Source organism: Pseudomonas abieticivorans, assembly GCF_023509015.1.
Taxonomy (GTDB): Bacteria; Pseudomonadota; Gammaproteobacteria; order Pseudomonadales; family Pseudomonadaceae; genus Aquipseudomonas; species Aquipseudomonas abieticivorans.
Genome location: NZ_CP094975.1, coordinates 5,724,735 through 5,747,487, shown reverse-complemented (window position 1 = coordinate 5,747,487; position 22,753 = coordinate 5,724,735). Strand labels below are relative to the sequence as shown.

Here is a 22,753-nt window from a genome sequence, read left to right as displayed (position 1 = left end):
GAGCGGATTTATCCGCGAAGAATGCACCGGTGATCTTCCAGACAAACCGCAGTGTCCTTTTCGCGGATAAATCCGCTACAGGGTTGGCGCTCTTGCGGGGTGCCGATTGATCCGCGAACAACACAACGCGGTCTACCTGATATACTGCGCAGCTTCCACGCCTATCGCGCAATACCCCCGGAGCCCCGCATGTCTGTCAGTGAACACCCCCCTGTCGAGCCGACCCTTGAACAACCCAGCGGCGACAGCCAGGACAGCAAGCCGGCCATCCCCGCGTTCAGCTTTCCATTCAAGCCGGCGGCGTTTGCCGAGGCCTTGAAAAAAGGCCAGCCCACCCACCCAGGTGCCGGCAAGTCCAGCCATGACAAAACCCCGGGCCGCGCGCCCAACGGCACCCGCCGCTCCATGGGCAAGCGCTGAGGCCTGGCCTTTTGGACATCAAACAGCTCAAGTTCCTGATCGCCCTGGACCAGACCCGGCATTTTGGCCAGGCTGCGGCCCGCTGCAACATCACCCAGCCGACCCTGTCGATGCGCCTGCGCAACCTGGAAGACGAGCTGGACGTGGTGCTGGTCAACCGTGGCCAGCGCTTCGAGGGGTTCACCCAGGCCGGCGAACGGGTCCTGGCCTGGGCGCGCACGCTGATCGCGGCCCATGACGGCTTGTACGCCGAGGCTGCGGCCTGCCGTGGCCAGTTGATCGGTGACTTGCGCCTGGGCCTGGTACCGCTGAGCAGTTTCAACACCACCACGTTCATCAAGAACCTGGCCGAGCGCTTTCCCGAGTTGCGCTTTCGGGTAAGCACGCTGACCTCGGATGACATTTTCGCAGGCCTGGCCAACAACCAGATTGACCTGGGCCTGTGCTACCTGGACCAGGTCAACCCTGCCTATTTCGAGTTTATCGAGCTGTCCTCGACCCGCGTTGGCCTGCTGTACGACAAGCGTCACTTCAGTTTCCAGGCGCCTGGCATCAGTTGGGAAGACGCAGCGCAACTGCCCTTGGGGATGATCGTCAACGGCATGCATTTTCGCAAATCCGTGGACCTGAGCTTTCGCAGCCGTGGCCTGTCACCGCAACCGGTGCTGGAAAGCGACTCCACCTTCCAACTGGTCCAGGCCTTGCAGGCCGGGCTGTGCTGCGCGGTGATGCCCCTGGACAGCGGCCTTGAAAGCCTCAATGAACACTTGGCCTTTTTGCAACTGCCCGACGCCGAAGTGATCGCGCCGCTGGGCCTGATCATGCGCCGCACCGAACCGCGCTCGGTGCTCGCCGAAAAGTGCTTTGCCGAAGCCCGCACCTTCCTGGCAGTGACGCCCAGCTAAGCGCCCTGCACCGCCAAGGCCTGCAACGCACTCAATGCCATGTGCACGGCCGGTGCGGGCTGGCGATCAGCCTGCCACATCAACACCAATTGTTCGCGGCCGGCAAAGTCGCTGATGGGCACCCGCCGCAGTGGCGCGGCCTGCTCGCGGCCCTGCCACACCGGCAACAACGCCACCCCCGCGCCGCTTTCGGCCAAGGCCAGGGCACCGGTAATGTCGGTGCACTCGAAGGCAATCACCGGCGCCACCCCAAGGCTGCCGAAGGCCTGGATGATGCGTTCGTAAACGCCCTCGCCCTGCCGGCGACGCACCATGATCAAGGGGACTTGGGCAAGTTCGGCCAACTGGCAATGGGAGTGCCCGGCCAATGGCCCGGCGCCGTTCTCCACCGCTACCAGCGTCAGGTCCAGCAAGGGCAATGTCTGCAGCCCCGGGGTATTGACGGGCCAATGGGTCAGCGCGAAATCCAGCTCACGGGTGGCCACCCGCTCCTCCAATTGCCGGGGGTCGCCCTGGTCGATCGAAAACACCACCTTGGGCAGTGCCAGGCGCAGCTCGGCCAGCACCTTGGCCAACGGCAGCAGGCCGGTGGTCACCGCGCCGATGCGCACGTGCCCGGCCAGGCCCTCGGCGCGAAAGCGCATATCGGCATCGATTTCATCGGCCAGATTCAACAGTTCACAGGCGCGCCGGTACAGGTGTAGCCCGGCCTCGGTCACCAGCAGGCCGCGGCCCTTGCGCTCGAACAGCTGCAAGCCGTAGTCAGCCTCAAGGGTCTTGAGGTGTTGGCTCAGCGGCGGCTGGGCGATGTGCAGCACTTCGGAGGCGGCCGAGATGGAGTTGCATTCCACGATGGTCTTGAAATACAGCAGTTGGCGCAGGTTCATTGCAGGTCCGGGCGGCGCGAGGGGGCGATCACCTGCAGTGTAATGCAAATAGCGCGAGATACGTTTATTCGTAACAGCCATTGCCCATCACTTGATATTCAACGGTGTGCCGTTGGCCCTGATGATCTTCATAGGTCATTTGCGCCGGCACCACTTTGCACACGTTAGGGATGTCCGACAGGTTGATCACCTTGGCGATGTCCAGCTTGTCACCGTACTTGTACGGCGCAGCACCGTCTGCCTCGGCCACACCGGCCATGATCGACAGGCTGGCAGCCACCAACAGCATTAACTTTTTCATGATAATGACCTCAATACACTGGCGTCACGGGTTCGACCGAACCTGCGTTGAAGTTCGCCATGTTGATTAACTTCGATTAACGGAAAGTTATGCCATTGTCCGACAAGTTCACTTCCCGAGGGGTTAAGCAAAGTTTAATTAACCCCACCGGAAATAAATATTTCTTAATAAATAAGCATCGATACTAAAAAAGTATCAGTCGCGACCCCGAGGCAGTTCGAGCACCGCCAGCAGGCCGCCACCGGGGCATTGCCCGGCGTCAGGTTGCCACCGTGAGCCTCGCGGCCACGGCCAGGACTTTGCGTTGTGGTTAAATCAAAGGCAGGACGCCACCGCCGCCAACCGGCGATCGGCCAACTTGTCCGGCGCCATCACGTAATAGCGGGCTTGGGCCCCTGCCCCCACCGGCCGCACATCGGCAAAGTATTCCGAGTCGGTGGTGTAGACGGTGAAGCTGCCGTCCTTGAGGTTCTTGACGAACGCGTCGGTGGTGGCGCCGAACACCGCCTCATCCTTCCAGTAGAACTCGATGCACTGCGCCACTTTCTGCGCCGGTTTCTGCGAGTCGAACGTCTTGGCGGGCCCCGCCGTGCGAGTGCTGTCCATCTTCTGCCCGGTGCACCCGGCCAGCGCCACGGCTACCAGCACACCCATCCCCAACACTCGCTTCATGGTCTTCCCTCGGCGCAAAAGCGCTGACTTTACCAGCCCCGGCGGCCTTAGGCACTCACCATGGTGTATCGAGGCTGGCAAACTGCACCGGCCGCACGATCCGCGTTTCTTGCGCCATTACCAAGTGCATGGTGGCCTCCAGGTAGGCTTGGGCCGCCTGTGCCAGGAGCAACTGGGCATGACCCCCATGGCGTTGGTGAACGCGCGCCTGGTGCTGCAAGCCAAGCGCGAACTGGCGCATTCGGGGCTCAGCATCAAGCAGATCGCCCATGAACTGGGGTTCACCGACGTGGGCTATTTCAGCCGGTTCTTTCGCAAGCAGGTGGGGGTCAGCCCGAGTGCGTTCAAGGAGGGGCACAGTACCGATCACAAATGATAAGGTGGCCGCTGACTTGACTCCCGTTCGGATAACCCGATGAATCTCAAAGCACTTTTCGCCCTGCCCGCCCTCGCCGTTGCCTGCGGCCTGGTTTTTTTGGGCTGGCAGCACTACTACCCGGTTCAAGCGGCCAGCGGCTGGCAAGTGCGCCTGGCCCATGGCGACATTCCCAAGGCCGCAGCGCTTGGGATCGATGACCAGGGGCGCTTGCTGGTGAGCGAGGAGTTGCGCAATGCCAAGGGCCGCATCGTCGCGCTCAATCCCGACGGCAGCCGCACGCCACTGATTGAAAAACTGACCAAGCCCGATGGCATGGCCGCGTTCATGGGCGGCCTGGCGTTCAGCCAGGAAGCCGTCGACTCGCCGGTGCAATTGTGGAAAAACGGCACCGTCACCCCGCTGTTCATGGGCAACCATGTTCAGGGCTTAAAGGCGGTGGGCAACAGCCTGTACGCCATCGAAGACCGCAAGGGCCAAGGCCGCCTGATGCGTTACGACGGCGACAGCGGGCAACTGACCGTGCTGCGCGACGCACTCAGCGAATCGGAATCGGTGGAAACCTGCCCCGACGGCAAGATGCTCTACACAGTGAAGGCTGCCGGTGAAGTACGCCAGTTCACCGAGGACGGTAAAGACCCGGTGTACCTGAGCGGGCTGAAAGAGCCGACCTTTTTGCTGTGCGACGAGCGCGGGCTGTGGATCAGCGAAGACCAGACGCACTTGGCGCGGTTGTGGCTGTTGGACAACAGCGGCAAGTTGCAGGTGATCCTGTCGCACCTGCGTGCGCCCCAGGAACTGTTGCCCATGGGCGGTGGCAAGTACTTGTTGGCCGAGGGTGGTCGCGATCGAGTGATTGAATTAAGCACGCGCTGAAGCCTGCCCTCACGCCTGCCCCTTGATCAAGGCCTGCAACGAGGCATCGAAGCGCTGCAGCGCATTGATCTGCACCACCCGCTGCTGGCTGATCTGCGCCGCCTGCCGGCGCGCTTCAAGCGGTGACATCTGCAGCGCGTCATGCCCCTCGGCCTTGCCGATGTAGGCGAAGTTGGCGTCGAAGAACTGCGCCGTCACGTTGGTTTGCACGTCGGCGTTGTGCTCGCTGAACAACTGGCTGCGGCTGTCGATCATCACCACCACGTCGGGCCGCGCGGCCACCAGCGACCCCAGGTCGCGGTAGAAGGTGACCTGGGCGAACTGCTGTTCCAGCGCGCTGTTCAACCAGGCGATGGCCAGGTCCGGGTCGGCGCTGTCGACATAGGCCTGCTTGACCTCGGGCGCCAAGCCATGGGTATTCACCCCACGTTGGGCGTCGCTGCGGTAGCGGGCCAGGTAGGCAATGTTGCTCAGGGTGTCGTCACTCACCAGTACGCCCACGCTCTGGGTGTGCTTGAGGGTGACGCTGGAGTGCACGGTGGCAGGGCGGAACAACCCATCATGGGGCTCGGCAGCACGCGGGGCGGCCGACACAGCGCCGGTGGCGAGGGCCGAAACGAGGGTCAGCAGCAAGGCGATTCTGGGCATCATGGGGTGTTCTCCCTGGGGTGTGAGCAGGCACTGCCATGGTGGCCGCCCGCCCTGCCAAAGAGAACGTGATTGAAATGATAGTGGTCATTGCCAAAAGCGATGATTCACCCTTGGCGTGCGGCGATGGCGTCGATCTCCACCAGCGCCCCCGGCAACGGCAACGCCGCCACCTGCACGGCGGTGCGCGCGGGTTTGTTCGGCTGCTCGGCGGTGCCGAAAAACTGCGTGTAGCCCTCTTGCAGGCCGGCAAAGTCCAGACGCCCGCCCAGCTCTTCGGCGCCCACCAGAAATACCCGAAGCTGCACGATATCGCCCAGGTCCAGGTCTTGGGCCTGCAGCACTTTCTGCAATTTGCGCAGCACCGACACGGTCTGGGTCGCGGTATTGCCGAAAGAGGCCGGCGTGCCGGGCGTGGCGTTGGGGTCGGCGACATCGGGCAAGGCGCCGCTCAAGAAGGTCAGGCTGGCCGAGGCCTTCACGGTCACGCTCTGGGAAATCGGAAAGGCACCGGCACTGACGCGTTGGATGGTTTGGCTCATGGTGTGGCTCCTTGATCAATGAAGGCGGCTCAGGAAAGGCTGGCCGCAGCGTGGCGTTGTTCGATGACGTGTTTGGCCAATTGCCCGACCACCCGGCGCGCCGAGTTGGCCGCCGACTCCTGCCAGATGCCGACGCCGTTTTGCACCAGCCCGTCGCTGGCCAAATACACCCGGCCCTGGGGTTCTTCCAGCAACGCATGGGCATCGGCTGGAAAATGCTCGCGTTGCAACCACGGCCCCTCGCTGAACGGCACCTGCTCCCAGGACACGGCCAGCGGGTGACGCAGTTTTTCGGCTTGACCTGGGTGCAGCAACTCCACCGCCTGGGCAGAGGCTGCGTATTGATCGGCTAAGGGTTGCTGGCCGAATGCAGCCGCGCCCTCCCCAGTCACGTAGCCGGCCACCAGCAGCCCTTGTGCGTGGTTGAGGTTGTTGCTGGGGTACCAGAGGATCCGCGCCGGGTGGTCCAGCCACGACAGCCCGCCATAAATGCGGTCCTGCTGTTCCCAGAAGCGCGGCGCCTGCCAGGCCACCTTGGTTGCCTGGTCGTTGCGGGTGCTGCGCAGCGCCGCCTTGAAGGGCTCGCTGAAGTCGGTGTCGAGCTTGGCCAGCAAAGGCAGCGGGATGGTCGAGACCAGGTAGTCGGCGCGCACCACTTGCTCGCGCCCGCTGGCCAGGTCGTGATACGTCACCGCCACGCCGTCCTGCAGTTGGCGAATCTGCCGCACCTGGGCGCCCAATTGCACCTCATCCTGCAAGCGCTGGTGGAAGGCCTGGCTGATGCGGTCCATGCCGCCTACCGGCTGGAACATGGTGGCGGAAAATTCCGGGTATTCGGTGTGCAGCAAGGCGCCCCACAGTTGCGGGTGCAGCAGGCGGTCCAAGGCCAGCGGCGCGCCCTTGCCCGGCATCGCACCGGGGGCACGGTCGGCCACGCCATGGCCGGAGCGAATGCTGCCTTCGTACACCAGCTCGTCCGACAGGTCGCCGTAGTCCTTGAGGAACGCCAGCAGGCGCGCGCGCTCTTCGCTGCTCAGTTGATCATCCAGAGCGTCGCGCTGCACCGCGCGCGCCAGCAGGCCGGACACCTGCCCGCGCGTATCATTCTTGGCCTGGCGCACGGTGTAGGCTGGCTGCTGCAAATCGGGCCGCAGGCGCGCGCCGTGGCTGCTGTTGATCAGCACCTCCAGCGGCACGTTCAGCTCGCTGCAGTAGTCCAGCAGGGTCTTGTGCTGGCTGGGCAGGCGCGCCGGCCCGGCGTTGAAATACAAGCCTTCGGCGTAGCTCACGGTTTGACTGCGACCGTCCAGGTAGTCAACCTGGTCGCCATGGCGCAGGCTCCAGTTACGCCCACCGGTGCGCTTGCGCGCTTCGAGCACCTGTACCTGGAAACCGGCGCGCTTGAGCTCCAGCGCCGCCACCAGCCCAGCGATGCCGGCGCCCAGGATCAACACCCGGGTGCCCTGCCCGGCGGCCTTGCCATAGTCCAGTTTCTGGTATTGCAAATGCCCCGAAGGGCCCAGGCCCAATGCCCCCAAGGCCGCCTGCGCCGCAGGCTCACCGCCCACTGCGCTCAGGGTTGAAAGCGCTTCACGTCGAGTCAATGCCATGTCTGTTGCTCCTTGCTCAGTCCGGCAGGCCCGGTGGGTTGATTTGCGAATGGTCGATGCCCTCCACGACCAGGCCCCAGCGTTGCAGCACCTGGGCGTACTGCCCGCCGGCGATGGCGCCTTCCAGCGCGGTGTGGATCGGTGCTACCAGGCCGTTGCCCTTGCGGGTGGTCACGGCGATGTCGGCCTTCAGCGGCCAGCCGCCGTTCACCAAGCCAACCAACTTGATACCGCCGCGCAGGCTGGCGGCGTAGGACAGCACCGAGTTGGGTGCGAACAGCGCATCCACCCGGCCCGACTGCAAGGCCAGGGTCGAGGCCGCCTGGTCGTCGTAATAGGCCAGGGTGGCCGGGGCGATGCCGGCCTTTTCGTTGGCCTCGTTCCAGGCCAGCAAGACTTTTTCCTGGTTGGTGCCGGCGCCGACGATGATCTTCAGCCCGGCGATGTCCTTGGCTTGCTTGATCTCGCTGATGGCGTTGCTCGATTTGACATAGAAGCCCAGCACGTCCTGGCGGTAGGTGGCGAAGTCAAAACGCTGCTTGCGCGCCTCGGTCACCGTCACGTTGCTGATCACCGCGTCGTACTTGCCGGAACTCACGCCCAGGGGCCAGTCCTCCCAGCTGGCCTGCAGCACCTTGAGCTTCAGGCCCAGGCTGTCGGCGATCAACCGGGCAGTGTCGGCTTCGCTACCGATGGTGGTCTTGTCATCAGTGGCCAACAGGGCCAACGGTGGGCTGGCCGTGCCCGACACCGCCACGGTGAAGGTACCGGGCTCGGCGAACTTGAAGCCCGCCGGGATCTGCTTGATGGCCGCGGCATTGGGCGGTGTGACGATAGGCGGCTGGTCGGGGCTCAGGTCGAACTCCTTGACCGTGTCGGCCAGCACGGCACCGCTGGCACTGGCGCTCAGTAACAGGGCTAACAGGGAACGTTTGAACATGGCAGTCATTCCTTTAACGTGGCGGTTTACAGCACCTTGCCCAGGAAGGCAGCGGTGCGCGGGTGTCGCGGGTGTTCGAAAACCTGGTGCGGCGGGCCCTGCTCGATCAGCTCGCCGTCGCACAGAAACACCACGTGGTCGGCCACCTCGCGGGCGAAACCGATCTCGTGGGTGACCACCACCAGGGTGGTGCCCAGGCTTGCCAACTGCTTGATCACGTCCAGCACCTCGCCTACCAGCTCCGGGTCCAGGGCCGAGGTCGGCTCATCGAACAGCATTACCTTGGGGTTCAGTGCCAATGCGCGAGCGATGGCCACACGCTGTTGCTGGCCGCCGGACAGCTGCCTCGGGTAGGCATCGGCTTTCTCGGCCAGGCCCACCTTGCCCAACAGTTCCAGGCCTTTTGTGCGCGCATTGGCCGGGGTCCAGAGCTTGTGCGCCAGGGGCGCTTCGCTGATGTTCTCCAGGGCCGTGAGGTGCGCGAACAAGTTGAAGTTCTGGAACACAAAGCCCACCTCGATGCGCCGTTTGAGCACTTCGCGCTCCTTGAGCTCATACAGCAGGTGGCCCTTGCGCCGGTAGCCCACGTATTCACCGTCGATGGTGATGTGCCCGGCGTCGATCTTCTCCAGGTGGTTGAGGGTGCGCAGCAGGGTCGACTTGCCCGAGCCCGAGGGCCCGAGGATCACCGTCACCTGGCCAGGCTCGATGGTCAGGTCGATGTTCTTCAACACCGCCTGTGCGCCGTAGTGTTTGCTCACGCCCTGGATCTGGATGCGTCCGGCGCGCACGGTGGTGGCGTCAGCCATGGGCCTTCTCCTTGAACCAGCCGCGCAGGCGTTGCAGCGGCGTGGGCGGCAACACCCGCACCGCGCCGCGGGCAAAGTAGCGTTCGATGTAGTACTGGGCGCTGGTCAGCACGGTGGTGATCAGCAGGTACCAGACCGTGGCCACGATCAGCAGCGGGATCACCGCCTGGGTGCGGTTGTAGATCACCTGCACGGTGTAGAACAGCTCCGGCAAGGCCAGCACGTAGACGATCGAGGTGCCCTTGACCAGGCCGATGATTTCGTTGAAGCCGGTCGGCACGATGGAGCGCAATGCCTGGGGCAGGATGATCCGGAAAATCCGCCGGTGGCTGGGTAGCCCTAGCGCGGCGGCGGCCTCGTGCTGGCCGGGGTCGACGCCGATGATGCCGCCGCGGATGATCTCGGCGGTGTATGCCGCCTGCATCATCCCCAGGCCCAGCACCGCCACGGTGAACTGGCTAAGCACATCCACGGTCGACCACTGCGCCAGTACCTGCTGGGTAAAGGGCACCGCCAGGGTGATGTGGTCGTACAGGTAGGCGAAGTTGTAGAGGATGATCAGTACCAGCAACGCCGGCAGCGAGCGGAAGAACCAGATGTAGCCCCACGCCAGCGACGACAGCAGCGGCGACCTGGACAACCGCGCCAACGCCAGGCCTGTGCCCAGCACTGCGCTAAGCAGCGTGCTGAGCAAGGTCAGCAGCAAGGTCTGGCCCAGGCCCTTGAGCACCGAGGGCGCGAAGAACCAATGGGCAAACACCCCCCACTCCCAACGCGGGTTGGTGGCCAGGGAATGGCCGATGCCTAGCAGCACCAGTGCGGCGAAGGCCGAGCCCAGCCAGCGCCAGGGGTGACGCGCGGGCACGATGCGCAAAGCCTGAGTGGCCGGTGCCTGGGTTTCACGGGTGTAGGCGTAGCTTTCCAATACAGTGGGCATGGCGGTTCCTCGCATGTCAGAAGGCGTAGGTCAGGCGGGTGTAGTAGTAGCCACCGGTAAAACCGTACGGGGAGTACACGCCGTAGCTACTGACCATGGTGCTGGAGGGCACCCCCTGTTTCTTGGGGTACTCGTCGAACAGGTTCTTGGCGCCGACCGCGACACTCAGGTCTTTGGTCAGCCGGTAGCCCACGTCAAGGTCGGTGATCCACTGCGCGCCGTAGATGCGGTCCAGGGAGCGATCGGACGAGGCATTGACCTCTTTGTAAGCGCCGTAGCGGGTGAAGGCCAGGTTGACGTTGAACTTGTCGATGCTCCAGTCGCCGCCCAAGATCAGCTTGGTCTTGGGCTGCACGCCGGTGAGCAGGTTGCGCGCCTCGCGGTTCATCAGCTCATAGGGGGTGCCGCCGATGTCGGTGGTGGCCTTGTAGCTAAGGATCTCGGTCTGGTTCCAGTTGAAGGCCGCGGTGTATTTCAGCGAGCCCCAGGCTCCCAGGTCCTGGCTGTAATTGCTGACCACATCCACGCCCTTGGTACGGGTGTCGGCACCGTTGAGGAAGTACTGCCCACCCGACGTGGAGTTGATCCCGTTGCTTTGCAGCACTTGGGTGACTTCGTCGCCCAGCAGCGTGCCGGTCAGGGTGATGCGGTCACGGATGTTCACCACGTAGGCATCGGTGGTCAGGGTGAAATCGTCGGTCGGGGTAAAGGTGAAGCCCAGGCTGAAGTTGGTCGAGCGCTCAGGTTTGAGCGACGTCGCGCCCAGGGCCTTGGCCGCCGCCGAGTCCACGGGCAGCACGCCATAGTTGATCGACTGGTACACGCCATCGACCACCCCATAGGTGGTGGAGCGCGCACTGAACAGGCTGTCGGCCAGGCTCGGTGCACGGAAACCATTGCTCACGGTACCGCGAATGGCAAAGGCCGGGGTGAAATCGTAGCGGCTGGTCAGCTTGCCGCTGCGGGTGGCGCCCACGCCTTCGTTGTAATGCTCGTAACGCAAGGCGGTGCCCAGGTACCACTGCGGCACCGGGTTGATGCCCACGTCGATATAGCTGGCCACGCTGTTGCGGGTGGCGCTGGTGGCCTCGTCCGGCGAAATGCCGTTGGTGACCTGCGCGCCTGAGGACGCGCAATTGCCCGGCGCCACGCAATAGCCGCCGTCGGCGTAGGAGGCGTAGTCGCCGGCCTGCACTTGGTACCCATCGCGGCGGTGCTCCAGGCCCCAGGACAGCGATAGCGGGTCTTCCAGGCCCACGTCGTAGCTGCGCTGGAAGTCCAGGTTGGTGGTCAACTGCGTGGAAATCCAGGTGCCATTGGTGAACGAGTTGGGCGTGGCCTCGCCCAGCGACGGGTTCTGGTTGTGGTAGGTGCCCTGCTCTGCTTCGTTGCGCCCGTAGGTGGTGGACAAATCCCAGTCCCACTCGCCCACCTGGCCCTTGCCGCCGAAGGCTGCCTGGAAGTCGTCCTCATCGATGGTCCACACCGGCACGTAGCCGGCCGGGTAACCATTGGGGCCGGTGGTGATGGTGTTGGTGATGGTCGGCAGGCGGAAGTTCTGGCCTTGCTCGGACTTGCGCCTGGACCAGGTGGTGAACGAGTACAGGCTTAAATCATCGGCCAACGGCAGCTCGGCGTTGTAGGCCAGCGTCAGCAGGTTCTGCTTGGGCGTGCCGTAGCCGCCGTAGGTCGACTTGCCCGCCAGGTCACCGGCCTGGGCCACGCTGTAGCCGTTGGCGCTGGCCTTGTTGTCATCGTTCTGGCTGCGTGCATCCAGGCTCAGGTGGACGATACCGCCGTCGCCAATCTCCCAGCCCTTGTCCAGGCTTTGCTGCACGGTCTGCTTCTTGCCGTCGTAGCCTTGGCCGGCGTTGGTCACCGAGGTGCCGCTGGCGTCGGCCTTGAGGATCACGTTGATCACCCCTGCAATGGCATCAGAGCCGTACTGCGCCGCCGCGCCGTCACGCAGCACTTCGACGTGGTCGATGGCGCTGATGGGGATGAAGTCCAGGTCCGCAGGCGCAGCGCCGGTGTTGATGCCGTTGATGTTCAGGGTGGCGCTGGTGTGGCGGCGCTTGCCGTTGACCAATACCAGCACTTGGGCGGCGTTCATGCCACGCAGGTTGGGTGCGCGGGCCATGCCACTGGCGTCCCAGCCGGTTTTTTCCGGCAGCGACAGCGAGGGAATGCTGGCGCTCAGGGCTTCCATCAAGCCGGGCTTGCCGGTGGCTTGCAATTGCTTGGCACTGACCACGTCGATCGGTACCGGGCTGCTGGTCACGGTGCGCTGTTCGGCGCCACGGTTGCCGGTGACGACTACAGTGCTCAAGGTGTCGTCATTGGCGGCGAAGGCGTTGCTGGCCAGCAATGCGCTGCTGATTGCCAGGGCCAGAGAAGAGGTGGTGTGCATACCTGCGGGTAACTCCCGTCCAATGTTGCTGGGGAACCATCCGTGGGCGGGGGTAGGCTGTTGGAAATGACAATAAGGGAATTAAATCGAGTCGTATAATTCTATTTTGGTATAATCTTGTATTAATTTATTTTATTATTTTACGTTTTTATATGCGCCCGCAGGAGCGAATTCATCCGCGAAAAGCACTCCGCGTTCCCCCAGGAGAACCGCGCGGCGCTTTTCGCGGATGAATCCGCTCCTACGTAAAGCCTGCGTTTTAGTGGCGCGAGGTGTGGCTAGACCGCGATGGAAAGCGCCGGCGCCTGTGCATGGCGATTCTCGGGCACCGGCAAGCCCAAGTGCCCACGCAGCGTGTCATGGCTGTACTCCTCGCGAAACAGCCCCTTGGCTCGCAGCAGCGGCAGGACCTTCTCGGTAAACGCGGCAAACTCGCTGGGCGCGGTCAGGCGGATGTTGAAGCCATCCGAGGCCCCTTCCACGAACCAGCGCTCGATCTCGTTGGCCACCGTTTGCGGCGAGCCGACAAAATGCGAAAACGGCGTGGCAAAGCGCAGGGCGGCCTGGCGCAAGGTCAGGCCCTGTTCGCGAGCCACTTGCTTGATGTGCTCGGCATGGCCGCGGTAGCCGTTGCTACCCAAATCGCCCAGTTCTGGAAACGGTTGGTCCAAAGGGTACTGCTTGAAGTCGTGGTAGTTGAAGGGGCGCCCCAAGGCTGCCAGGGCCTTGTTCAGGTCCAGTTCGCCGTGCAACTGGCGCTCCAGCAGGCGCGCTTGTTCATCGGTGTCGGCAATGATCGGCGCGATGCCCGGCAAGATCACCACGTGCTCCGGGTTGCGCCCGGCGGCCTGGGTGCGCTGCTTGATGTCGCGGTAGTAGGCCTGGGCGTCTTCAAAGTTATCGACGCCGGCGAAAATGCCTTCGGCCACGTCGGCGGCCAGCGCCCTGCCCGACTCGGAAATCCCAGCCTGGAAGATCACCGGCTCACCCTGCTTGGAGCGGCCGATGTTCAACGGCCCGGTCACCGAGAAAAATTCCCCACGATGGTCCAGGCGATGTTGGCGTGAGGGGTCGAGGAACTGCTTGCGTTGCTTGTCGCGCGGGAAGGCATCGGCTTGATAGGAGCTCCACAGCCCCTGCACCACCTCGACATGCTCGCGCGCCCGGCGGTAGCGCTCGCCATGGTCGATGTGCTGTTCCAGGCCGAAGTTGCCGGCCGCCCCTTCAAGGCCCGTGGTCACCACGTTCCAGCCAGCGCGGCCGTGGCTGATCAGGTCCAGCGAGGCAAACTGGCGCGCCACGTTGTAGGGCTCGGTGTACGAGGTGGTCAGGGTGGCCACCAGGCCGATCTTCGAGGTACTGCCGGCGATGGCCGACAGCAGCGTCAACGGTTCCAGCCGGTTGAGGTAGTGCGGGGCGGAATCGGCGGTGATATAGGGGCTGTCGACGATGAACACCAGGTCGAACTTGGCAGCTTCCGCCTGGCGCGCCTGCTCACGGTACCAGTCGATGTCGACGCTGGCGTCGCCAGGGATTTCGGGGCTCAGCCAGTCGGCCTGGCCCGTGCCGACGCCGGTCAGGATAGCGCCAAGTTTCAATTGTCGGGTCATTGGGTGTTCCTGGAGTCAGAGTTTATAGTCGGTGTCGGTGCGTTCCAGCTGACGAATCAGCGCGTTCCAGTGCCGCGCCACGCCGGGGCCATCGCCGCTGGCGTGGGCCTTGGCCTGTTGCTCCACTTTGGCGATCACCGCAGCGGGCGGGTAGACCAACTCGGCATTGCCTGCGGCCTGTGCCGCCACCTGGATGGTGCAGGCACGCTCCAGGCCATGCAGTTGCTGGAAGGCGTGCTCAACGCTGATGCCGCCGGTCAACAGGCCGTGGTTGCGCAAGATCATCACGCTCTTGTCGCCCAGGTCCGCCACCAGGCGCACCCGCTCGTCCAGGTCCAGGGCCACGCCCTCATAGCCGTGGTAAGCCACGCGGCCAGAGAACCCGATGGCGTGTTGGGAGATCGGCAGCAGGCCATCCTTTTGCGCCGACACGGCAATACCGTCGCGGGTGTGGGTATGCAGCACGGCTTGCAGGTCCGGGCGCGCGCCGTGGATGGCGCTGTGGATCACGTAGCCTGCGTAATTGATGCCAAGGCCGATGGGGTCATCGACAATAGTGCCGTCGATGTCAACCTTGACCAGGTTGGAGGCGCTGATCTCGTCGAACAGCAGGCCGAAGGCGTTGATCAAAAAGTGCTCTTCAGGGCCGGGCACGCGGGCCGAAAAGTGCGTGTAGATATGGTCGGTGAAGCGCAGCTGTGCAGCCAGGCGGTAGGCAGCGGCAAGTTTGACGCGTACTTCCCATTCCTGGGGCGTGACGCGTTCGCGAACCGAGGTGTTGCTGCTGGTATTGAGGGGTAAGGCTGACACGCTGCTCATGGCACTGCTCCCTGTGGGGCCTATGGTGGCTGTGCAGGCAGCCTAAGCCCCGGGAGCAACATTTAAAAATCACATTTTAATCTAAGCTAATCATCAAATTATTTTATGACCTTACGCAGCCGCCCGAGTTTTTTTTCAGCGATTGCGCCACCAGTTCGCCAAAGGTCGCGACCGGCCCCTGCAGGTTGCCCAGAAACCGCGGGTAGATCAGCCACAGGTCCATCACCGGCTTGAAATCCTTGAGCGGCACCACCGCCAGTTGCTCGCGATGGGCGCTGCGCTCAAGCAAGTCGCGGGGCACCAGGCCCAGGCCCATGCCTTCGGCCACCAGGCCCAGCTGCAGCTCGGTGCCAAAGGTTTCCAGGTTCACTTTCAGTTGCAAGCCCTGCTCCGAGAGCGTGCGCGCAAGCCCTGCGCGAAACCCGCAACCGTCGGGGTTGAGCACCCAGCCGCTGTCATAACAGTCGGCAAGCTTGCAGGGTTTTTTCGGCAACTGCGCCTTGGCACACACCACCACCAACTCCATCTTGCCAATGGACTCGCCGATGATGTTGTCGGGGAAGATCTTGCCGGCCGGGAACAGCGCGGCGGCCGCGTCCAGCTCGCCGCGTTCGATCTTGCCGACCAGGTGGCTGCCCCAGCCGGTCGACACCTGGGCGCGCAGCCCGGCGTACTGTTGGCGCAGGTGTTTGAGGGCATCGAGCAGCACCACGTCGCCGATGGTTTGCGGCACGCCCAGGCGCAACACGCCGCTGGGCGGCGCGTCGCTGGCCACCAGTTCGCGCAGGGCGTCCATTTCGCGCAGGATGGTGCGGCACTGCTCGTACACCTGGGTGCCGATCAGCGTGGGCTTGAGGGGTTTGGTGTTGCGGTCGAACAGCTCCACGCCCAACGCCTGCTCGAAGTTCTGCACCCGCCGGGTAATCGCCGGTTGGGTGAGCTGCAAGCTAAGGGCTGCCTGGCTGATGGACTGGCAACGAATCACCGCGACGAAGGCATCGATATCATCAATTTTCATTCGGGCCGCACATGGTAGCAAGAGAGTAAAATGTTATAAAAGCATAGTCCTAAAGTACCGTGCTTGGCCAGTGGCGCCCTATCATTCCTGCCAGGCATAGCCACTATCGATACGCGCACACTAGTGCCGGGCGTCCAAGGCCCTTAACCTTGGTACCTCGATCCCGTTCCACTGCACAAGACGACTTTCATGACCAGTCTGACCGACCCGTTGCACAGCAAGGCCCCGACCATGAGCCGCGCCCTGGTGACGCTGTTTGCCTTTTGCTGCGGCGCCATCGTCGCCAACATCTATTACGCACAGCCGATCATCGAGCTGATCGCCCCGGACATCGGGCTGTCGGCGCACAGCGCCAGCCTGATCGTGTCCCTGACCCAGGTCGGCTACGCCCTGGGCCTGTTCTTCCTGGTGCCATTGGCGGACCTGGTGGAAAACCGCAAGTTGATGCTGGCGACCGCCTTACTGGCGACCCTGAGCCTGGTGGGCGCGGCCATCAGCCACGAGCCGCTGACCTTTTTGCTGGTGTCGCTGCTGATCGGTTTCAGTTCGGTGTCGGTGCAAATGCTGATCCCGTTGGCCGCGCACCTGGCCAGCGAAGAATCCCGTGGCCGCGTGGTGGGCAGCATCATGGGCGGCTTGCTGCTGGGTATCTTGCTGGCCCGGCCACTGTCGAGCCTGATCGCCGACTGGCTGGGCTGGCGCGCGGTGTTCATCGCCGCCGCCGTGGCCATGGTGTTGATCATGTGGGTGATGGCCGCCACGGTGCCGGCGCGCACCCCGGACCACAGCGCCAGCTACGGCCAATTGCTGCGCTCGCTGGGCACTTTGTTCAGCCGCTACGGCGCGCTGCGCCAACGGGCGTTTTACCAGGGCTTGATGTTCGCCGCCTTCAGCCTGTTCTGGACCGCCGTACCACTGGAGCTGTCGCGCCAGCACGGCCTGAGCCAGAGCCAGATCGCGATCTTTGCCCTGGTGGGTGCCATCGGTGCCATCGCCGCGCCCATCGCCGGGCGGCTGGCGGATGCCGGGCACACCCGCCGCGCCTCCCTGGTGGCCATGGTGCTGGCGCCATTGAGCTTTACCACAGCCCTGGTGCACCCGGCGTTCAGCGTGATCGGCCTAGCCCTGACCGGCGTGCTGCTGGACTTTGCCGTGCAGATGAACATGGTGCTGGGCCAACGCACCATCTACAGCCTGGACCCGGCCAGCCGCGGGCGCCTGAATGCGCTGTACATGACCAGCATTTTTATCGGCGGCGCGGTCGGCTCGGCCATCGCCAGCAGCCTGTATGAACAGGGCGGCTGGGGGCTGGTGGTCAAGGTCGGCGTGGCGATACCGCTGGTGGCGCTGGTGGCGTTCCTGGTCAATGAGCGTGGGCGTGCGCGCGAGTTGGCTTGAGGCTCGATGGCATCTGAGGCCGGCCTTCGCAAGCAAGCTTGCTCCCACACCGTGGGAGCAAGCTTGCTTGCGAAAGGGGCCGGGGCAAGCATTGATTCACATGACAAACCCTCCACCATTGGCTAGGGTGCAGAACGCACCCTGACTCAATACACGGAGGTTTGAATGAAACTCTACGGCATGCTGGACTCCCCCTACGTACGCCGCGTCGCCCTGTCGCTGGACCTGTACGGCATCACCTTCGAGCATTTCCCCCTGTCGGTGTTCAGCACCTTCGACGCCTTCGCCCAGGTCAACCCGGTGGTTAAGGCCCCTACCCTGGTGCTGGATGACGGCACCGTGCTGATGGATTCGGCGCTTATCCTGGACTATTTCGAAACCCTGAGCGCACCGGCCGGCAAACGCCGCCCCCAGGATGCGCGTGCATTGGGGCAAGCACTGCGCACCGAGGGCCTGGCCCTGGCCGCGTGTGAAAAGTCGATTCAACTGGTGTACGAGCACAACCTGCGGCCCGAAGAGAAACGCCACCAACCCTGGGTGGCGCGGGTGACCGGGCAGTTGCTGGCGGCGTGCGCGGCGCTTGAGCAGCAGATCGCCGCCCTGCCCCCGGCAGATGACCAGGTGCCGGGGCAGGCCGAGGTCACCAGTGCCGTGGCCTGGTCGTTCATGCTGCTGATGGTGCCGGACGTGATCAAGCCGGCTGACTTCCCAGCGTTGCACGCCCACGCCGCCCGCCTGGAAGCCACCGCCCTGTTCAAGCGCTACCCGATGGTGTGAATCACCTTGGGGTTGCCAAAGCGGCGTGCTGCCACGCAACACAACACCAGGCCCAACACGGCCAGCACGCCGCCGACGATGCCAACATTGGCCACGCCGATCTGGCTGCTGACCACGCTGCCCAGCAGTGCCCCGCCACCGATGCCGATGTTGTAGATGCCCGAGTGCAGGGCCATGGCCACGTCGGTGGCGTCGGGCGACAGCTGCAGCACCTTGGCTTGTTGCATCAGGCCAAAGCACATGATCGCCACGCCCCACAGCACGCTCAGCGCGCCCAGGTAACCGGCCTTGTACGACAGTGGCAACAGCAGCAACAGGCACACCGCCAGCGAGCCGATGGAGGCAATCAGCAAACCACGCGGGTAGCGATTATTGAACAGGCTGAACACCAGCGAGCCAATGATACCGGCGCCACCGAACAGCAATAGCAGCAAGGTGGTCATTTCGCTGCTCAGGTGCGCGACCGATTGCGAGAACGGCTCGATGTAGCTGTAGGCGGTGAACTGCGCGGTCACCACCAACGCCGTCAGCACGTAGCAGGCCACCAACGGTGGCCGCTTGAACAGCATAGGCAGGCTTTGCAGGGAACCGGAGTTCTGGCTGGGCAGCAAGGGCAGCGACTTGGCCAGGCACAGCACGGTCACGCCTGCGGCCACGGCAATGCTCAGGAAGGTCATGCGCCAGCCCAGCAATTCACCCACCACCCGGCCCAGCGGGATGCCCAGCACCATGGCCAGGGACGTGCCCGTCGCCAATAGCCCCAGGGCCTGCACCTCTTTGCCCGCCGGCGCCACGCGCACGGCCAGTGACGCGGTGATCGACCAGAACACCGCGTGAGAGAAGGCAATGCCGATACGGCTGACCATCAGCATGGCAAAACTGTTGGCCACGCAGGACAGCACGTGGCTTACGATAAACACGCCGAACACACACATCAGCAAGCGCCGCCGCTCGACGTTGCGGGTGATCAACATCATCGGCAGCGACATCAAGGACACCACCCAGGCATAGATCGTCAGCATCAGGCCGACTTGCGCAGGGGTCATGTCGAAACTGCCGCCGATGGAGCTCAGCAGGCCCACGGGGACGAATTCGGTGGTGTTGAAAATAAAGGCCGCCAGGGCCAGCGCGATCACGCTCAACCAACTGCCGGTGTGAACATCCTGGGATGCATCCATGTATGAGAACCCGCGCCAAATCGTGAAAAAAACAACCCACACCCGAAAACGCCACGCACGAAAGCCCCACCCAGGGTTTGCCTGAGTGGAGCCTGCGGCCAGCGATTGTTATGAGTATTGGGGGTGAATCCAGATAACGCGAATTCTACGCGCGGTGGTGGGGGCGCGACAACAGGCGGGCCATGACCGGGCTTGCATGTAGGAGCGGATTGATCCGCGAAAAGCGCACCGCGGTGTGTCAGGCAAATTATGTCGGCTGCTTCGCGGATGAATCCGCTCCTACAGGCGATCGCGTTCCTTCCGTAGGAGCGGATTGATCCGCGAAAAGCGCACCGCGGTGTGTCAGGCAAATTACGTCGGCTGCTTCGCGGATGAATCCGCTCCTACCGGTATTGCAACGCACCCAGGTATGAACGAGCGGCGTTGGCCGCCCATGCTTAAGCCCATCAGGGCAACGGGTCGAATTTCAATTCGCTCAAGCTCTGCACCTTGTCTTCGCGCACCATCTTGTAGGCGGTGTCCGGGCCGATCCAGCGGTTCCAGATGGCGTCGATTTCGCCGGCCTGGTCCATGGCGCGCAGCGATTCATTGACCTTGGCCAGAAAGGCCGGTTCGCCCTGGCGCATGCCGGCGCCAATCGGTTCCAGGGCCATTGGCTCCTTGGCGATGGCAAGCTCCACGCCGCCCTCCTTCGCCTGGCCCACCAGTTTGATCGCGGTCATGGTGTTGGTCACCAGCCCCACCACTTTGTTCTGCTGCAGGGCCATGTAGGCAGAACCCGTGTCCTGGAACGTCACCGGCGTGGCGTCGGCCATGCGGATCGATTGCTCGGAGGTCGAGCCCTTGGTCGAGCTGATTTTCTTGTCCTTGAAGAACGAGCGCGGTTGGTCGGCGTTCGGCGCGCGCACCACCAGGGTTTCCTTGGCAATGTAGTAAGGGTCGCTGAACTGGATCTGCTCCGCACGGCTCTTGGTGTAGGCAAGATTGGCGAAGATCACGTCGACACGGCCCATCTTAACCTCAGGGATACGCGCCTCAACCGACATCGGCTTGAGTTCCAGGGCCACGCCCAGGTGCTTGGCCAACGCCGTGCACAGGTCCACGTCCATGCCCACCAGCTCACGGGTTTTAGGGTCGGGCGCGGAGAACGGCGGCACGTCCGCGTAGACGCCGCAGCTCAAGCTTTTTTTCGCCAGCACATCACTCATCTGGTCGGCCTGGGCCACCGAGACGGCCAAGGGGGCCAACGCCATCATCGCCAACAATTGCTTCATACGCATGGGGCTACTCCAGGTCAATCAGGTTGAATTCAGTGGGCACGCAGGTCGGCGATAAACCGTTGCGCGCGGGGGTGGGCCGGCTGGCTGAAAAACTGCTCGGGCGCGCCTTTTTCCAGAATCTGCCCGGCGTCCATGAACCAGATAGTGTCGGCCACCTCACGGGCGAAGTTCATCTCGTGGGTCACGCACATCATGGTCATGCCGTCCTTGGCCAGGCCTTTCATCACGCTCAGCACCTCGCCGACCATCTCTGGATCCAGGGCGCTGGTGGGCTCGTCGAACAGCATCACCGGTGGCTCCATGGCCAGGGCGCGGGCGATGGCCACGCGCTGTTGCTGGCCACCCGACAGTTGCGCCGGGTAGGCGCCGGCCTTGTGCGCCAGGCCCACGCGGTCCAGCAATTCCATGGCCCGGGCGCGGGCTTCGCTGCCCTTCAGGCCGCGCACCTTGGTGGGGGTCAGGATGATGTTGTCCAGCACCGACAGGTGCGGGAACAGGTTGAAGCTCTGGAACACGAAGCCCACCCGGCTGCGCAGCCGGTTGAGGTTGGCGTCGGTGCCGTTGACGTCCTGGCCATCGAACAATATCTGGCCTTTCTGGATGTCTTCCAGGCGGTTGACCGTGCGGATCAGCGTCGACTTGCCCGAGCCCGACGGCCCGCACAGCACCACTACCTCGCCACGCTTGACCTCGGCGGTGATATCGGTGAGGGCCTGGTACTCGCCGTACCATTTGTTGATGCGGGAAAACATGATCATCGGATGCATGAAGGCAACCCTCTTCAGTTATCGCTGGTCAGCAGGCAAGCCTGCGGCGCTGCCTGGGCATTGCTACCCTGGCGCTTGCGGGCAATACGCGCTTCCAGCACGCCCGCCAGGCGGGTCAGGCCGTAGCACAGCACGTAGTAGGTAATCGCCAGGATGAAAAACACCTGGAAAGGTTTGGTCAGCAACTGGTTGTTGACCTGGTTTGCCGCGAAGGTGACCTCCTGCACGTTGATCACGTAGCCCAGGGAGGTTTCCTTGATGATCGAAACGAACTGGCTGATCAGGCTGGGTAAGGCGTTGTACAGCGCCTGGGGCAGGATCACCCAGATCGTGCTGCGCACATACCCAAGGCCCAAGGCCCGCGAAGCTTCATACTGCCCGCTGGGCAAGGCCTGAATGCCGCCGCGAATGATCTCGCACAGGTACGCGCTCTGGTACACCACCAGGGTGCAGAGCATGGTGGCGAAGCCGGTGATGTTGTGGCCGATCAGCAGTGGCACCAGGAAGTACGTCCAGAAGATCACCATCAGCAGCGGGATACCGCGCAGCACATACACCCACACCGTGGCCGGGTAACGTAGCCAGCGCCACGGCGACACCCGCGCCAGCGCCAGCAGCATCCCCAGGGGGAACGCCAGAATCAGCGCCAACGCGGCCAGGATCAGCGTGTTGGCCAGCCCGCCCAAGGGCCCGTGGGGGTACTGACCGATGAGAAGCAGCGCCCAGTTGTCGCGCACAATCGTGAAAAAATCGAACATCGCGCCTACCTCGCCGTGGCTTTGCTGAAGTGCCGTGCGATCAGGGCACCCAGGCCCATCAGCAGCAGCGAAATCGCCAGGTACACCAGGGTGGCCACCAGGTACGATTCGAACGTGCGGAAGGTGTAGTTCTCCACTTCCCGGGTGGCGTAGGTCAGCTCCACCACGCCGATTGCCATGGCAAGGCTGGTGTTCTTGAACAGCAGCACGGTGTGGTTGATCAGCGAGGGCAGGCAGTTGCGCACCCCCTGGGGCAGGATCACGTAGCGCAACGAACGCACGTAGCCCAGGCCCAGGGCGCGGGCCGCCTCGGTTTGCCCGCTGGGGATGGCGCGCAGGCCGCTGCGGATGTCCTCGCTGAAGTACGCCGCCTGGCACAGGCCCAGGGCGATGATCGCGAACAGGTATTCGGTGCTGTAGTTGGCCAGCCAGATTTGCGTGGTGTCGCTGAGCAGCGTCGGGATGCCGAAGTACCAGAGCATCAGTTGCACCAGGGTCGGCACGTTGCGGTGGTACGACACGTAGGCCGCCACCAGGCGTTCGGCGTACTTGTTGCCCGTCAGGCGGACCGACACTAGCAACAGCGCCAGCACCATGGCCAGGCACCAGGCGAACAACGCCAGTTGCAGGGTCATTTCTATGCCCTTGAGGATCAGCGCGGCGTATTCGCCTTGGAGGATCGCGGCCAGATCGAAGTCATGCTTCATGGTCAATTCCCATCGACATGCGGCTTGGGGCAGAAACAAGGCGCCGGGGCGAACCCGGCGCGGGTGCGGCAATGACGGCTTGGGCCGTTCTTTTAAGGCCTGCGGGGC

General features: G+C 63.5%; 23 protein-coding genes and 1 pseudogene. 6 read left to right on the top strand and 18 right to left on the bottom strand.

Features of this window, described 5'->3' with window-relative positions; all coding sequences use genetic code 11:
* Nucleotides 1–189: 189 nt before the first annotated feature.
* Both L9B60_RS26100 and L9B60_RS26095 read left to right on the top strand, forming a co-directional pair.
* On the top strand, nt 190–420 hold the full coding sequence (locus L9B60_RS26100) for a hypothetical protein (RefSeq protein WP_249673860.1): 231 nt from the start codon (nt 190–192) through the stop codon (nt 418–420).
* Nucleotides 421–431: 11 nt separating this feature from the next.
* Nucleotides 432–1,325, top strand: coding sequence for a LysR family transcriptional regulator (locus L9B60_RS26095; protein WP_249673859.1), 894 nt, complete (start codon nt 432–434; stop codon nt 1,323–1,325).
* Here the strand turns inward: L9B60_RS26095 and L9B60_RS26090 are convergent.
* The 3 genes from L9B60_RS26090 to L9B60_RS26080 all read right to left on the bottom strand — a co-directional run bounded on the left by L9B60_RS26090 (nt 1,322) and on the right by L9B60_RS26080 (nt 3,185).
* On the bottom strand, nt 1,322–2,212 hold the full coding sequence (locus L9B60_RS26090; RefSeq protein WP_249673858.1) for a LysR family transcriptional regulator: 891 nt from the start codon (nt 2,210–2,212) through the stop codon (nt 1,322–1,324). The genes L9B60_RS26095 and L9B60_RS26090 overlap by 4 nt on opposite strands.
* 64 nt (nt 2,213–2,276) lie before the next feature.
* A complete protein-coding gene (locus tag L9B60_RS26085) occupies nt 2,277–2,513 on the bottom strand; it encodes a DUF2790 domain-containing protein (RefSeq protein ID WP_249673857.1) in 237 nt (78 codons plus the stop codon).
* A 315-nt stretch (nt 2,514–2,828) separates the two neighbouring features.
* Nucleotides 2,829–3,185, bottom strand: a complete 357-nt coding sequence (locus L9B60_RS26080) for a hypothetical protein (RefSeq protein ID WP_249673856.1) — start codon at nt 3,183–3,185, stop codon at nt 2,829–2,831.
* An 85-nt stretch (nt 3,186–3,270) separates the two neighbouring features.
* Between L9B60_RS26080 and L9B60_RS26075 the strand changes: the two are divergent.
* A pseudogene (locus L9B60_RS26075) lies at nt 3,271–3,561 on the top strand (helix-turn-helix transcriptional regulator); the annotation flags it as partial.
* Between the two features lie 39 nt (nt 3,562–3,600).
* A complete protein-coding gene (locus tag L9B60_RS26070; protein ID WP_249673855.1) occupies nt 3,601–4,437 on the top strand; it encodes a TolB-like translocation protein in 837 nt (278 codons plus the stop codon).
* A 9-nt stretch (nt 4,438–4,446) separates the two neighbouring features.
* On the opposite strand, the gene L9B60_RS26065 is transcribed toward L9B60_RS26070, so the two are convergent.
* The 10 genes from L9B60_RS26065 to L9B60_RS26020 form a co-directional block, all read right to left on the bottom strand.
* A complete protein-coding gene (locus L9B60_RS26065; RefSeq protein WP_249673854.1) occupies nt 4,447–5,088 on the bottom strand; it encodes an ATPase in 642 nt (213 codons plus the stop codon).
* A 104-nt stretch (nt 5,089–5,192) separates the two neighbouring features.
* On the bottom strand, nt 5,193–5,627 hold the full coding sequence (locus tag L9B60_RS26060; RefSeq protein ID WP_249673853.1) for a RidA family protein: 435 nt from the start codon (nt 5,625–5,627) through the stop codon (nt 5,193–5,195).
* A 29-nt stretch (nt 5,628–5,656) separates the two neighbouring features.
* Nucleotides 5,657–7,237, bottom strand: coding sequence for a flavin monoamine oxidase family protein (locus L9B60_RS26055; RefSeq protein ID WP_249673852.1), 1,581 nt, complete (start codon nt 7,235–7,237; stop codon nt 5,657–5,659).
* A 16-nt stretch (nt 7,238–7,253) separates the two neighbouring features.
* On the bottom strand, nt 7,254–8,177 hold the full coding sequence (locus tag L9B60_RS26050; protein WP_249673851.1) for an ABC transporter substrate-binding protein: 924 nt from the start codon (nt 8,175–8,177) through the stop codon (nt 7,254–7,256).
* A gap of 26 nt (nt 8,178–8,203) precedes the next feature.
* Nucleotides 8,204–8,986, bottom strand: coding sequence for an amino acid ABC transporter ATP-binding protein (locus L9B60_RS26045; protein WP_249673850.1), 783 nt, complete (start codon nt 8,984–8,986; stop codon nt 8,204–8,206).
* A complete protein-coding gene (locus tag L9B60_RS26040) occupies nt 8,979–9,923 on the bottom strand; it encodes an amino acid ABC transporter permease (protein ID WP_249673849.1) in 945 nt (314 codons plus the stop codon). The genes L9B60_RS26045 and L9B60_RS26040 overlap by 8 nt, the downstream gene beginning before the upstream one ends.
* Before the next feature lie 16 nt (nt 9,924–9,939).
* Complete coding sequence (locus tag L9B60_RS26035) at nt 9,940–12,333, bottom strand: TonB-dependent receptor plug domain-containing protein (RefSeq protein ID WP_249673848.1); 2,394 nt, start codon at nt 12,331–12,333, stop codon at nt 9,940–9,942.
* Between the two features lie 278 nt (nt 12,334–12,611).
* The gene (locus L9B60_RS26030; RefSeq protein WP_249673847.1) at nt 12,612–13,943 is read right to left on the bottom strand and encodes an LLM class flavin-dependent oxidoreductase; all 1,332 of its coding nucleotides are present in this window, start codon (nt 13,941–13,943) and stop codon (nt 12,612–12,614) included.
* Between the two features lie 15 nt (nt 13,944–13,958).
* Nucleotides 13,959–14,762: a class II aldolase/adducin family protein gene (locus L9B60_RS26025; protein WP_249673846.1), complete on the bottom strand. Its 804-nt coding sequence runs from the start codon at nt 14,760–14,762 to the stop codon at nt 13,959–13,961.
* 103 nt (nt 14,763–14,865) lie between these two features.
* On the bottom strand, nt 14,866–15,780 hold the full coding sequence (locus tag L9B60_RS26020) for a LysR family transcriptional regulator (RefSeq protein WP_249673845.1): 915 nt from the start codon (nt 15,778–15,780) through the stop codon (nt 14,866–14,868).
* A 189-nt stretch (nt 15,781–15,969) separates the two neighbouring features.
* On the opposite strand from L9B60_RS26020, the gene L9B60_RS26015 reads away from it, so the two are divergent.
* Both L9B60_RS26015 and L9B60_RS26010 read left to right on the top strand, forming a co-directional pair.
* The gene (locus tag L9B60_RS26015; protein ID WP_249673844.1) at nt 15,970–17,178 is read left to right on the top strand and encodes an MFS transporter; all 1,209 of its coding nucleotides are present in this window, start codon (nt 15,970–15,972) and stop codon (nt 17,176–17,178) included.
* A gap of 165 nt (nt 17,179–17,343) precedes the next feature.
* Entirely contained in the window at nt 17,344–17,955 is a 612-nt protein-coding gene (locus L9B60_RS26010; RefSeq protein ID WP_249673843.1) for a glutathione S-transferase, read from the top strand.
* Here L9B60_RS26010 and L9B60_RS26005 read toward each other — a convergent pair.
* The 5 genes from L9B60_RS26005 to L9B60_RS25985 form a co-directional block, all read right to left on the bottom strand.
* Entirely contained in the window at nt 17,940–19,133 is a 1,194-nt protein-coding gene (locus tag L9B60_RS26005) for a sugar transporter (protein ID WP_249673842.1), read from the bottom strand. The two genes, L9B60_RS26010 and L9B60_RS26005, sit on opposite strands and share 16 nt — an antisense overlap.
* A 446-nt stretch (nt 19,134–19,579) precedes the next feature.
* A complete protein-coding gene (locus tag L9B60_RS26000) occupies nt 19,580–20,413 on the bottom strand; it encodes an ABC transporter substrate-binding protein (RefSeq protein ID WP_249673841.1) in 834 nt (277 codons plus the stop codon).
* Nucleotides 20,414–20,442: 29 nt separating this feature from the next.
* Nucleotides 20,443–21,171, bottom strand: a complete 729-nt coding sequence (locus tag L9B60_RS25995) for an amino acid ABC transporter ATP-binding protein (protein ID WP_249680154.1) — start codon at nt 21,169–21,171, stop codon at nt 20,443–20,445.
* 23 nt (nt 21,172–21,194) lie between these two features.
* Entirely contained in the window at nt 21,195–21,938 is a 744-nt protein-coding gene (locus L9B60_RS25990) for an amino acid ABC transporter permease (RefSeq protein WP_249673840.1), read from the bottom strand.
* A 5-nt stretch (nt 21,939–21,943) separates the two neighbouring features.
* Nucleotides 21,944–22,645 (bottom strand): amino acid ABC transporter permease, encoded by a 702-nt coding sequence (locus L9B60_RS25985; RefSeq protein ID WP_249673839.1) that lies wholly within the window; start codon nt 22,643–22,645, stop codon nt 21,944–21,946.
* Between the last annotated feature and the right edge of the window lie 108 nt (nt 22,646–22,753).